Source organism: Gilliamella sp. wkB178 (genome assembly GCF_001690705.1).
Classification (GTDB): Bacteria; Pseudomonadota; Gammaproteobacteria; order Enterobacterales; family Orbaceae; genus Gilliamella; species Gilliamella apicola_K.
In genome coordinates this window covers 436,678-448,791 of the sequence record NZ_LZGK01000013.1, presented here as the reverse complement: position 1 = coordinate 448,791, position 12,114 = coordinate 436,678, and the positions used below count along the sequence as shown (strand labels likewise).

Sequence of the window (12,114 nt, the reverse complement as noted above, 5' to 3'; positions counted from 1 at the left end):
TAAAACTAATAAAATTAATGGAATTTAGGAATATATTATGCTTCTAAAAAAACTGCCGTTGCTTATTTATTCGTTAGTTACACCATGCATGGCTTTAGCTCAAAATAATTCTGTTGAGACTGCTACTGATAAACTTATCGACTCTTTTCTTACCTGTGATGCTCAGTTTTTTCAACAATTAGCAAAAAACCAAACCACATTTAAACAATTTTTTGATTTAGCTACTATTGATAATGTTGCCTATATTCCTGTAGAAAATGTACAAAAAAAGGATAAAAACAGTGTAGTATTTAAAGAACCAATTCATTACAAGGGATTAACTATTACAGGCTATCAAAATATTTTTATTGAGACTCCTTTTTATGGTCAATACTATTATTGGGGTTTTACTCTAAACGATAATTTAGATAAAACTAAACAAACATTTAATAAACTCAATTGGATGCCTTACACTTCCAAAACTTATGTAGCTAATACGCAAATTTATGATCGCACTAATAAAACTAATGATTGGCAAGCTAATCCTTATGCAATTGATGGGGTAATTCCAAGGCAAGGTACAGTAGAAAAATCACTTTATTTAGAACCGATAACCAATAATCAAACTCGTATCGTTTGTTCTATTCAAGGGGATATAACTAAAGAAATCTTGTATACTAACAGACCTGATATGAAACCTATATACGAAAATATAGAAGCTAAAAGACAAGAAAAGATTAACGCTTTAAAATTAAAAAAACAAAAAGAAGTTGAACAACAACAAAATCAACCATCTCAACCCAACACTGATAATAAAATAAACGAAAATGACAAAATAATGGAGAGAAAATCTAAATGAAAAAATTATGCTTATTATTGATTCTCTTTTCTTTTACCGCGTCAAGTAATAATACAGATACGAGTAATACAACTAACAATGATCTAATTACTACTAATACTAATGAAATTCTAAATGATTCTAGAGTTGGTAAACAATATATCCCCATTAAAAAAACTAAAGAAGATAATGTTTTTAGCTATTCATTCATTGATAAAAATTCAGTAGCTTTACATCCTTACAATAAAAAAATTCGCGTTTTCGCGGAAATAATTAATTTTGCACCTGAGCAAGTATCTAAAGATAATAATAGTCCCAAACAAACTTATAGATCGTTAAAAGTTATGCAATATGCTAATTGTGATCGAAAAGAAATAGCCAAAGGTACTATTCAAATATTTGAAAAATATTTTGCAGATGGTAAATTAATTGATAGTAGTGATACTCCTCACCGTTGGGTAGATGCAAAACCCAAAAATGAAGATCATCAATTTATCATTATTGCTTGTTCTTTACCACTCGCTGACCAACAAAAAACTGATTAATTCCCCGATTTATTCTGCCACCAAGCTGTGGCAGAATATAACGCTTTATGCTACTATTCTGATATTGTTTTCATTAGATAGATTATATATATGAATATCACTGAATTCCATTCAATTACTGATCAACTCTTTAATAATATTGAATTATTTTTAGATAATTATGCTGATGAACATGATTGTGATATTGACTATGAAACACATGGTAATGTGATTACTGTTACCTTCCCTAATAACAGCAAAATTATTGTTAATACTCAAGAACCTCTTTTACAAATTTGGCTGGCAACCCGTAAACAAGGGTATCATTTTGATTATGTAAATAATCAATGGCTTTGTAATCGTACCGGCTTATCATTCGATAAAATTTTTGCGGAAGCTGTGACCGAACAAGCTATATCTTAATCGTTATAACCAAGAATTTTAAAGGGAAGCCGTTTGAAACGTTACTTCCCAAGAAATAGAACTGCATATTATTAAAGTAAAGTTAGATTAGCTAGTTTTATCACTAGCCATTTTACACCTTCATCAACAAAAGCAATTTGCACACGACGATGTTCTCCTTCACCTTCTAAGTTAACAATCGTTCCTTCACCAAAGCGAAGATGTTTAACCTTACGTCCCAATTTATAACCATCATTCGGGCTTGTTTTTTTCTTATAAGTTTTTTTGCGTTCGTTTTCATTTTTTTGCCCATATTGGTATTCTAAATTAATTCCGTAGTTACTAATTTCATTTAGATTTTCGATAGGTAACTCATCTAAAAAACGAGAAGGTAAATGACGTTCCTCACGTCCATATAGTCGCCTAGATTCGCATAACGTTAGCGTAAGGTATTTACGAGCACGAGTAATACCAACATAGGCTAAACGTCTTTCTTCTTCCATTTTGTCCAATTCTTGTGCTGAACGTTGCGTCGGAAAAATACCTTCTTCTAGCCCAACTATAAAAACATTATCAAACTCTAATCCTTTAGCTGAATGTAATGTCATTAACTGCACCGAGTCTTGATCTTTAATCACATCACGACTTTCTAACGAAGTATGAGCTAAAAAAGATTCCAATAAGGTAAGAGTCTCACCGGTTTCACTAGTTTGCTCTGTTTCAATCAAGGTTGCCGAGTTAGTACTATAAAATTGTTCAGCAGCAGATACTAATTCCTCAAGATTTTCTAGCTTTGCTTGCCCTTTTATTCCCGGCTCTTGTTCATACATGTGTTGCACACCAGATAATTTAATAATTGCTCCGAGTTGTTTATAAAAAGGTAATAACTCGACTTCATTATAAATCGATTCCATTAATTCTAAGAAGCGACTAATACCTGAACACTGCCTTTCATTTAATCCATTAGTCTGAATAAGAATTAAACAAGCATCCCATAATGAAATGTTATTTTGTTTAGCTGTAAGCTTAATTTTATCTAGAGTTATGTCACCAATACCCCGTGTTGGAGTATTAATAGTAGCTTCAAAAGCCATATCATTATTATGATCATGTAGTAAACGTAAATAAGATAATGCTAATTTAACTTCTTGCCGCTCATAAAAACGAATAGAACCATAAATCTGATAAGGTAATCCTGCTTGCAACAATGTATCTTCAAAAATACGCGATTGCGAATTATTACGATACAAAATGGCACAATTGGAATAGAGGTCACCTTCAGCATGCCGTTTTATAATTTGCCCTATAACAAAGCGAGCCTCATCTATGTCATTAAAGGCAACATAAAGTGATATTTTTTCACCTATCCCAATATCAGTCCACAAATTTTTCCCTAACCGTTTTTTATTATTGGCAATTAATTTATTGGCGGCATCTAAAATAGTACTAGTCGAGCGGTAGTTTTGCTCTAGTCGAACAATTTCAGTATCGGGATAATCTTTTATAAATAATTGTAAGTTATCTGCATTGGCACCACGCCAACTATAAATGGACTGATCATCATCACCAACAATCATGACATTAGCTGTGGTACCAGCTAATTTTTTAACCAAACGATACTGGATTAAATTGGTATCTTGAAATTCATCAATTAAAATATTAGCAAACCGTCGCCGACAATAATGTAAAACTTCCTCATTACTACATAAAAGTTCATAAGTACGGAGTATTAATTCGGAAAAATCCACGTAACCAACACGGTCACAAATAACTTGATAATCGCGATAAATATTTTGCCACATCGCTTGTTTAGGATCTTCGGCAACAAAATCATCCGGCCGTAAACCTTTTTCTTTCTGAGTTGAAATAAAAGCCACACATTCTTTAGGCGAATTTTGCTTTTCATCTATTTGTAATTCACGAAAAATTCGCTTTATCAAACGATTTTGATCTTCGTTATCAATAAGTTGAAAATTTGCTGGCAAGTTAGCTTGTTCAGGAAACATACGTAACAAACGATTGGTTAAACCATGAAATGTACCAACCCACATACCAGTAGAGTACCCTTCTCCAACTAATGATTTGATGCGGCCTTGCATTTCCATTGCTGCTTTATTGGTGAAGGTCACCGCAAAAATAGAATGTGGAGAGTAATTTTTTTCAAGACATAACCAAGCAATCCGGTGAACCAAGACTCGTGTTTTACCACTACCGGCACCAGCAAGTACAATGGTATATTGACTATCCGTTACCACGGCTTGTTGTTGTTCAGTATTCAGATCTGTTAATAATAATTTATTCATTTCCATTTTGTCTTAAGCTATTTAGATAAGAATAACCATTAATCGGTTTTGTTTTTTTTGTTATTATCAATATACTCATTATCTTTCACTATGCTGCTTAGTTGATTAGCATTCAATGGGACATAAAGATAGGTAGTTAACTCAATGCAATATAAGTAAGTATATTAATTGACTGTCTATTTATACATGAGCGCTAGATTATAACAGATTATCTAATTCTGGCAATTGACTTATTTCAATATGAGGCAAACATCTAGCTTCCGAGAGGTGCAAAATATCCTGATCGAAAATATTTAACCAACAGGTTAATAAGCCAGTGTTAATTGCACCATTAACATCCGTAAAAAGATTATCACCTACATGTAATATTTGTTGACCGGGTATTGCTAATTTTTGTGCAGCTAATGCAAAGATTTCTGGAAAAGGCTTTGAACGTCCATTTACACCACCCCTTAATGAAAATTGAAAATAGTCATCTAAACCAATTTTTGCTATCTCTACATTACCATTAGTAATAACTGCTAAAGGATATTTAGCAGCTAATTTGGTTAATAAAGTATGAGTAGCTTGCGGAACTTGCATTTGATGCCGCCAAAAATTAAAAGTTGCTAGAGATTCGTCAATAATATTAGGAATTTGTATAGTTGGAATTTTAGCCTTAATTAATAGGGATTTTATTGTTTCTGTTCGCCAAACAATAACATCATGGTAAATTTCGGGATTACTGTCCAATAATGATTTTTTTTCAGCATGAAAGCTTGCTAATGTCAGGTCTTGTAATTGAGCATTTTGTTGCAGTTGTTTTATGAGCTTATCTTCGGCACGTTCAACGATCATACTATTGTTGTATAAAGTATCGTCAAGATCAAAAGTGATGGCTTTAATACTGTCAATTGCCCGATAAAAATGCATTACTATTTTCCTCTTTTAGCTCTTGGATGAGCAGAATCATAAACTTCAGATAAATGTGAAAAATCTAAGTGAGTATAAACTTGGGTGGTGGATAAGTCTGCATGACCTAATAATTCTTGTACCGCCCTTAAATCACCACTTGATTCTAGCATATGGGTTGCAAAAGAATGGCGTAATTTATGTGGATGCACGTGTACACTCAAGCCTTGTTTTACTCCCCATTGAGCAAATCTTTTTTCTACATTACGTGGCGATATTCGTTTACCTAATTTGGAAATAAACAATGCATCATCTTGAGGCACCAAAAAGTCTCGCATTGATAACCAATGATTAATCCATTTAATCGCTTCTCGCCCCAATGGTAACTTGCGTTCTTTATTACCTTTTCCCATTACGCGAATTTCACCATCAATCAAGTTTAACTCTCGACAATTAAGATTAACTAATTCAGAAAGACGGAGCCCCGATCCATACATAACTTCAAGCATAGTTCTATCGCGTACAGATAATGGATCATTATATTCTATATTAAGTAATTGATTAATCTGATCAACATCGATATTTTTAGGTAGGTGCTGCCCTTGTTTAGGATTTAATACGCCACGCGCAGGATTAGCGGAAAGTTGCTCATTTCTTACCATCCAATCACAAAAACTACGCAATGAGGAAAGCCTTAAGGCTAAACTTTTAGCTTGTAAGCCGTTACGTTTACTCCGACTGATTAATAATCTAACCGCCGATGAATCTAAATCCTGCCACCGATTGATCTCAACCTCTTTAGCCAAAACAATTAAAGCATACAGCTGACGTCGATAATTAATTTGAGTGTTTAAACTAAGCTGTTTTTCAGATTTTAGATAATTTAAAAAATGTTCTACAGGTTGAGTCAATAAACAATCATCCGGATTATGAGATTGTTCCATTACTCACTCCCTACTCGTTTACGCATTATCCATTTACCAATAAAAATTGGTAATATTTCACTGATTTTTTCTAATAATAAAGTTCCCTGACCAGCTTGATAATGTTGCGGATCAGAACTAGTAAATAGCAGAACACCTAAATCGCCAAACTGCCCCAACAGGGATAAGGCAACTGATCCTACATGACCATGTTTAGGTAACAAAAAATCTAATTCAGTCGTATTTAAAACACCCAGGAATTGATAACTATACTGTAAATGACGTACACGAATAAAATCAAAGCGTGACGAATTAAGTGCATAATGATAATAATTTGACGGCGCATTAAGTAACCATTTATCTTCAAAAAGGTATAAATAAGCACCACTTAATCCTAGTGATTTAGCCCAAACATTCAGTAATTCAGCTAAATCATCTAAAGTATTGGCTTTAATTAATTGACTTTGCAAGGCCATAAATTGATTAAATAATAATTCATTTGAACTAGCGTGTTCCATTAATAGCGTAATTTCAGACTCTAATTGATTAATTTTATTACGTTGCCTAGCCATTTGCCATTCGGGTAACGAAATACTATCTCTAATCGGGTGGGGAACTCTTATATTTTCAATAAGGCTAGCATTACGAATAAAAAAATCAGGATGATCAATTAAATATTTACTGACTATTTCATCGTCTAATTTGTTAATTGCAACACTACGTTTAGGATTTTTGGCTTTCGATGTGCGTGTAGTTTTATCGACCATAATTAATCTCTTCTGTAACTGATCTCACAATGTCCCAGACAGAATTAAAAACTGTTTTAAACATTATTATAAGCATTTATACTTCATATTTGAAATAGTGAATAACTAGCTAGTTTAATTATAAAATTAAATTGCAATATATCCATCAAATACATGTGTTGCAGGTCCAGTCATATAAAGTGGCTGATTATTACCTTGCCATTCAATAAACAATTTACCTCCAGGTAAATTAACATTTACTGCATTATTAAGTAAGCCTTGATTGATACCAATTGCAACAGCGGCACAAGCACCGGTTCCACACGCTTGGGTTTCACCTACTCCACGCTCAAAAACGCGTAAATTGATATTATCGCGATCAATAATATGCATAAAACCAATATTAGCTTTTTCCGGAAAACGTTCATGAGATTCTAACAAAGGTCCTAGCATAGCTACTTCTGCTGTTAATATATTATCTACTTGAATAACACAATGCGGGTTACCCATTGAAGCAACCCCACATAATACGGTACGTTCTTGAGCACGAATAATATAGGTTTTTTCTTCTTTAATGGCTTTAAAAGGCACTTTTGCTGGTTCAAAAATTGGTTGCCCCATATTTACCCTTACAGTTTCATCATTATTAACAGTTAATATAATATTACCTTTCATGGTACTTACTTTTAGTGTACGTTTTTTAGTTAGTCCTTTTAATCGTACAAATCTGGCAAAACAACGTGCACCATTGCCACATTGTTGCACTTCACTACCATCAGCATTGAAAATTCGATAATGAAAATCAGAATCAGGGGAATATGGGGGTTCTACTATCAATAGCTGATCAAATCCGACCCCTGTGTATCTATCAGCAAGTCGTTTTATCATTTCGGTTGAAAGATGAACATTTTGCGTTACCGCATCAATGACCATAAAATCATTACCTAGCCCATGCATTTTTGAAAAGTTCATCGTAATCTACCTTCTATCGTAACACCAGTTATCTCAATACTATGCTATAAAAATGTTTCACCACGCCATAAATCTTCTATTGACTCACGTTGACGAATAACTTGATGCTGGTTGTCTGCTACCAACATAACTTCGGCTGGGCGCGGCTGACTATTATAATTAGAAGCCATACTAAATCCATAAGCACCGGCACTACATACCACCAGCAAATCATCTTGCTGAACAGAAAGTTGACGTTGATAAGCAAGCACATCACTTGATTCACAAATAGGCCCAACTACATTATAATTATAACTTTCGTCAGTATTTTGTGGTTCTTTTTCTGGCAAAACACGCATCCAAGCTTGATAAAGCGCCGGACGAATTAAATCATTCATACCTGCATCAATTATAGCAAAATGATTATCATCTTGATGTTTTGTGTATTCAACTTTACAAATTAACAAACCTGCATTAGCAACAATTGATCTTCCAGGTTCACATAAAAGTTCAATATCAGGATAAGGTAACAATTTTTTATTTAGTTCAGTCATCAACAATGATGCACTTGGAGGTTGTTCATCGGCATAACAAACGCCTAAGCCACCACCAAAATCAATATGCTCTAGATGAATATTTTCAGCTTTAAGTTTAGCTACTAAGGCAAGTACTCGATCCGCAGCATCAAGAAACGGTGACAATTCAGTTAACTGAGAGCCAATATGGCAATCAATACCAACTACTTTAATATTAGTCAAAGATACAGCTTGACGATAAACACTCAAAGCTAATTGATAACTAATACCAAATTTATTTTCCCGTAATCCAGTTGATATATATGGATGTGTTTTAGCATCAACATCCGGATTAATACGTAAAGAAATTGCTGCTATTTTACCCATTTGCTTAGCAACGTCATTGATGCGATACAATTCAGCTTCAGATTCAACATTGAAACATTTGATACCTGCTCTTAAAGCTCGTTCAATCTCAATAACCGACTTTGCCACACCTGAAAACACAATTTTGTTAGGTTCTGCACCCGCTTTTAAAACGCGTTCTAACTCACCTAGAGAAACAATATCAAAGCCAGCCCCTAATTTGGCAAGTAAATTCAATATAGCTAAATTACTATTTGCTTTAACCGCATAACAAACTAAATGTTTCCGATTAACTAACACTTGAGAATACTCAAGAAACTGTTTAGTTATATGCGCAGCTGAATAAACGTACAGCGGGGTACCATATTGCTGAGCTAGATCAGATATAGCAATTTTATTGGCAAATAAATGGCCATTTTGATAATGTAAAAAATCCATAATTTGCCCCCTTAGGCGGTTTGATTCAATAAATCAACATGCACTGGGACATAAGTTTTTTCGGCTGGATAATAAAGCGGGCCTTTTAATCCACAACCAGCTAAAGTCAATATAACTAAAAATACCGAGAGTAATTTAATAGCGGATTTCATAACAATATTCACAATTTTTTTATTATTTTAGACGATTATACTATATTACACGATAGCTAAACACGTGCAAAGAACAAATCTTTAAAGTGATAATATCAAGTCCCTTGTTCAAAACTAATTCATAACATAGTAATTAAATAGAAATAATTAAAATTTACCTAAGGTATTCTAAAGTATAGTAATGATATATGGTTATTGGAATAAAATAATACTCCACCTTTTGTAAAAAGATGGAGTAAATAACAGGTACATAGTGTTAATCAAATAATGAGGTAAATATTGGGAAATTAGTTTCTTTTCCAATTGCATTTAATCTTTTTTGTGCAGTGATAATATTTTGTTTCCATTTCTTATCTTTCGCCCACATTTCAATGACTAACGGTGCGGAATAATTCATATTGTTCAGTGTTTTAAAAATATCCGCAAAATTAACTTCACCCTCGCCAATAACTAAGTCTCTAAATTGTCCAGGATAATTAGTTTTAACTTTGTAAGTATCTTTTAAATGAATTTGCACAATATGCTCACGACTAAGCATTAATTCAGTACAAACATCATAGTTCCAACCAGTAATATTCCCTACATCAGGGTAAGCCATAAAATATGGAGAACTTACCTCTTTTTTCAAAATCTCAAATTTACTAAGAGAATTAAGATAATTGGTATCCATAATTTCAACAGCTAACATCACTCCTGCTTTTTCTGCTTGTTTTGCTGACCATTGCATACCTTCAATAAAACGTAAGTGAGTGTCTGAGTTAGCATCTTCATAATAAACATCATAACCAGCTAATTGAATTACTCTTATACCTAATTTATAGGCAAGACTAATAGCCTTGTCCATAATCACTCTGGCTTCTTTCCTTATATGTTTGTCCGCTGAACCAAATGGATATTTGCGATGGGCACTTAAGCACATTGAATGTAAAGGAATGCCTGTTTGTTCACATAAATGCCTTAATGAGTAGATTTCATCATCAGACCAGTTAAGTCTGGCTCGGCGTTCATCTGATTCATCAATTGAAATTTCAACAAAATCAAATCCTAACTTTTTTGCTTCAAGTAGTTTCTCTTGCCATGCAAGTTCATTAGGTAATGCTTTTTCATAAATACCAACGCGTGGAGTTTGCTTTGTTTGATACATGGTATTTTTAGACATTGTTCTTTTTGTCATTGTAACAACCTGATAATAATTACATAAAAAGATAAAATGCAGTCGATGTAACGACTGCAATATGAAAATTACCAATATTTAGCAATTTGATCTCTTAATGCTTGTGCAGTCTTTTTCCCATTCTCATTAGCCAATGCTCGACCAGCAATAAAAGCTTTAGTTTTAATGCCTGCAAACAAGTGTATATCTTCTGGAACAATACCTCCAGTAATAGATAGTTCAAGGCCTAAATCAGAAAGTTGACGCATCTTAACTAAATCAGCTTCAGTCCAGCCTACACCAGCTAATTCAGCATCACGTGAACGGTGGTAGATTGCTTGTTTAATGCCTAAATTACGCCAAGCTTTGGCATCATCTAGTGTCCAATGACCATATAACTCAATCTGGATCTCACCATTATATTCATCAGCTACTTTCTTGCATGCTTCAATTGTAGCTATGTGTGCAGCAGCTGATACAGTTAACCAATTAGCCCCAGCTGAGAAAGCCATTTTAGCCAAAATTGCTCCACCATCAGTAGTTTTAAGATCACAAGCTAAAATATGTTTAGGATGAAGTTCTCTTAATGTTTTAACACCAACGATACCTGCTCCAAACGCTAAAATAGTACCAACTTCGATAATATCTACAAATCCAGCTACATTATTAGCAACTTCCACTGCTGGTTTTAATTCTGTTTGATCTAGAGCAATTTGTAACATAGGTTTTGACATTTCATTCTCCTTAAAAATTCTATTTTTGGCCATAATAAGCATTTTTTCCATGTTTACGAAAATAATGCTTGTCAGATAATTCTTGCTGAATTTTGATCGTTGAGTTAAGTTGTCGAGTTGCCAACGCCATCATAGCAACCTCTTCAAGGACGACAGCATTATGTACTGCATCAAAAGCATCTTTACCCCAACAGAAAGGAGCGTGGCCAGAAACTAATACTCCAGGCATGGCGACTGGATCAACTCCTCGACGTTTAAACTCTTCAATAATCACTAATCCTGTATTCTTTTCATAATCAGTAGCAATCTCACTATCAGTCAACCTACGAGCACAAGGTACATCACCATAAAAATAATCAGCATGTGTAGTTCCTAGAGCTGGAATATCTTGTTCTGCTTGAGCCCAAACAGTGGCATAACGTGAATGAGTATGCACAATACCACCAATATCTCTAAAAGCTTTATAAAGTTCAAGATGAGTTGCAGTATCACTTGAAGGATTTAGTTTACCTTCTACTTTTTCTCCAGTTAATGCAACCACCACTATATCATCGACTTTCATATCACTATATTCTACACCTGAAGGCTTTATCGCAATGACACCTTTTTCTCGGTCAACCTCAGACACATTACCCCAAGTAAAAGTGACTAGACCATATTTTGGTAACATTAGATTAGCTCGCAAAACTCTCTCTTTTAAAGCCTGATACATAACTCAGCCTCCATTTAAAGCTTTATCAATAACAGCATAAACATCTTCTTTAGTATTACACTGTCTTATTTTATCTAGATTAACTCCGGTTTCACTATTTTCATCATCTAAAACTTGTGTCACTTCCATTAATCCTTCCATATGTTGATCTGAGGTGCTACCTGCTAAAGTAACAAGTACATCAACGGGTTCTTCTTCACCGTCAAAATAGACAGGTTTTTTTAAAGTGACTAACGCAAAAGCTGTTCGATTCACGCCATCCTCAGGTCTAGCATGCGGCATTGCTAAATTTGGAGCAATAATGATATAAGGTCCCATACTTTTAACACATTTAATAATTGCATCATAATATGAAGGTTTAATAGCATTAGATGCCACTAACATATCCGTGCCTAATTTAATTGCTTCTTCCCAATTGGCTGCTTCTGCTTTGAGTATAATAGAATTATTTTCAATTAATGATTCTTTTAAAGCCATGTTGAACTCC

14 protein-coding genes are annotated in these 12,114 nt (G+C 33.9%); 3 read left to right on the top strand and 11 right to left on the bottom strand.

Translation table 11 applies throughout. The features are described from left to right. Positions 1-37: 37 nt before the first annotated feature. The 3 genes from A9G13_RS06305 (at position 38) to cyaY (ending at position 1,764) form a co-directional block, all read left to right on the top strand. Positions 38-838: a hypothetical protein gene (locus A9G13_RS06305; protein WP_065556741.1), complete on the top strand. Its 801-nt coding sequence runs from the start codon at positions 38-40 to the stop codon at positions 836-838. Then, a complete protein-coding gene (locus A9G13_RS06300; RefSeq protein ID WP_065556740.1) occupies positions 835-1,362 on the top strand; it encodes a surface-adhesin E family protein in 528 nt (175 codons plus the stop codon). Before A9G13_RS06305 ends, A9G13_RS06300 begins: the two co-directional genes overlap by 4 nt. 90 nt (positions 1,363-1,452) lie before the next feature. Then, complete coding sequence (gene cyaY, locus A9G13_RS06295; protein WP_065556739.1) at positions 1,453-1,764, top strand: iron donor protein CyaY; 312 nt, start codon at positions 1,453-1,455, stop codon at positions 1,762-1,764. Positions 1,765-1,835: 71 nt separating this feature from the next. On the opposite strand, the gene uvrD is transcribed toward cyaY, so the two are convergent. The 11 genes from uvrD to A9G13_RS06245 all read right to left on the bottom strand — a co-directional run bounded on the left by uvrD (position 1,836) and on the right by A9G13_RS06245 (position 12,104). Further along, complete coding sequence (uvrD, locus tag A9G13_RS06290) at positions 1,836-4,046, bottom strand: DNA helicase II (RefSeq protein ID WP_218059173.1); 2,211 nt, start codon at positions 4,044-4,046, stop codon at positions 1,836-1,838. Between the two features lie 198 nt (positions 4,047-4,244). Continuing rightward, positions 4,245-4,958: a 5-amino-6-(5-phospho-D-ribitylamino)uracil phosphatase YigB gene (gene yigB, locus A9G13_RS06285; RefSeq protein WP_065556737.1), complete on the bottom strand. Its 714-nt coding sequence runs from the start codon at positions 4,956-4,958 to the stop codon at positions 4,245-4,247. A gap of 2 nt (positions 4,959-4,960) precedes the next feature. Next, entirely contained in the window at positions 4,961-5,881 is a 921-nt protein-coding gene (gene xerC / locus A9G13_RS06280; RefSeq protein WP_065556736.1) for a tyrosine recombinase XerC, read from the bottom strand. Then, positions 5,881-6,627, bottom strand: a complete 747-nt coding sequence (locus A9G13_RS06275) for a DUF484 family protein (RefSeq protein WP_065556735.1) — start codon at positions 6,625-6,627, stop codon at positions 5,881-5,883. The genes xerC and A9G13_RS06275 overlap by 1 nt, the downstream gene beginning before the upstream one ends. A gap of 126 nt (positions 6,628-6,753) precedes the next feature. Then, positions 6,754-7,578, bottom strand: coding sequence for a diaminopimelate epimerase (gene dapF / locus A9G13_RS06270; RefSeq protein WP_065556734.1), 825 nt, complete (start codon positions 7,576-7,578; stop codon positions 6,754-6,756). A gap of 44 nt (positions 7,579-7,622) precedes the next feature. Further along, on the bottom strand, positions 7,623-8,876 hold the full coding sequence (lysA, locus tag A9G13_RS06265; protein WP_065556733.1) for a diaminopimelate decarboxylase: 1,254 nt from the start codon (positions 8,874-8,876) through the stop codon (positions 7,623-7,625). A gap of 11 nt (positions 8,877-8,887) precedes the next feature. Next, positions 8,888-9,028, bottom strand: coding sequence for an LPS translocon maturation chaperone LptM (gene lptM / locus A9G13_RS11090; protein WP_141670879.1), 141 nt, complete (start codon positions 9,026-9,028; stop codon positions 8,888-8,890). Positions 9,029-9,284: 256 nt separating this feature from the next. Continuing rightward, on the bottom strand, positions 9,285-10,172 hold the full coding sequence (locus A9G13_RS06260) for an L-ribulose-5-phosphate 3-epimerase (protein WP_065557110.1): 888 nt from the start codon (positions 10,170-10,172) through the stop codon (positions 9,285-9,287). Between the two features lie 98 nt (positions 10,173-10,270). Further along, positions 10,271-10,915 carry a 3-keto-L-gulonate-6-phosphate decarboxylase UlaD gene (locus A9G13_RS06255; protein WP_065556732.1) on the bottom strand — a complete coding sequence of 215 codons (645 nt, stop codon included), beginning with the start codon at positions 10,913-10,915 and terminating at the stop codon, positions 10,271-10,273. Positions 10,916-10,934: 19 nt separating this feature from the next. Next, positions 10,935-11,627 carry an L-ribulose-5-phosphate 4-epimerase gene (locus A9G13_RS06250; protein WP_065556731.1) on the bottom strand — a complete coding sequence of 231 codons (693 nt, stop codon included), beginning with the start codon at positions 11,625-11,627 and terminating at the stop codon, positions 10,935-10,937. A 3-nt stretch (positions 11,628-11,630) separates the two neighbouring features. Beyond that, positions 11,631-12,104 (bottom strand): PTS sugar transporter subunit IIA, encoded by a 474-nt coding sequence (locus A9G13_RS06245; RefSeq protein ID WP_065556730.1) that lies wholly within the window; start codon positions 12,102-12,104, stop codon positions 11,631-11,633. Between the last annotated feature and the right edge of the window lie 10 nt (positions 12,105-12,114).

Coding starts and splice junctions, on each gene's coding strand:
- A9G13_RS06245 (WP_065556730.1), bottom strand. CDS start 12,104: ATGGCTTTAAAAGAATCATTAATTGAAAATAATTCTATTATACTCAAA.
- A9G13_RS06260 (WP_065557110.1), bottom strand. CDS start 10,172: ATGTATCAAACAAAGCAAACTCCACGCGTTGGTATTTATGAAAAAGCA.
- uvrD (WP_218059173.1), bottom strand. CDS start 4,046: ATGAATAAATTATTATTAACAGATCTGAATACTGAACAACAACAAGCC.
- A9G13_RS06300 (WP_065556740.1), top strand. CDS start 835: ATGAAAAAATTATGCTTATTATTGATTCTCTTTTCTTTTACCGCGTCA.
- lysA (WP_065556733.1), bottom strand. CDS start 8,876: ATGGATTTTTTACATTATCAAAATGGCCATTTATTTGCCAATAAAATT.
- A9G13_RS06275 (WP_065556735.1), bottom strand. CDS start 6,627: ATGGTCGATAAAACTACACGCACATCGAAAGCCAAAAATCCTAAACGT.
- dapF (WP_065556734.1), bottom strand. CDS start 7,578: ATGAACTTTTCAAAAATGCATGGGCTAGGTAATGATTTTATGGTCATT.
- A9G13_RS06255 (WP_065556732.1), bottom strand. CDS start 10,915: ATGTCAAAACCTATGTTACAAATTGCTCTAGATCAAACAGAATTAAAA.
- cyaY (WP_065556739.1), top strand. CDS start 1,453: ATGAATATCACTGAATTCCATTCAATTACTGATCAACTCTTTAATAAT.
- xerC (WP_065556736.1), bottom strand. CDS start 5,881: ATGGAACAATCTCATAATCCGGATGATTGTTTATTGACTCAACCTGTA.
- A9G13_RS06250 (WP_065556731.1), bottom strand. CDS start 11,627: ATGTATCAGGCTTTAAAAGAGAGAGTTTTGCGAGCTAATCTAATGTTA.
- A9G13_RS06305 (WP_065556741.1), top strand. CDS start 38: ATGCTTCTAAAAAAACTGCCGTTGCTTATTTATTCGTTAGTTACACCA.
- yigB (WP_065556737.1), bottom strand. CDS start 4,958: ATGCATTTTTATCGGGCAATTGACAGTATTAAAGCCATCACTTTTGAT.
- lptM (WP_141670879.1), bottom strand. CDS start 9,028: ATGAAATCCGCTATTAAATTACTCTCGGTATTTTTAGTTATATTGACT.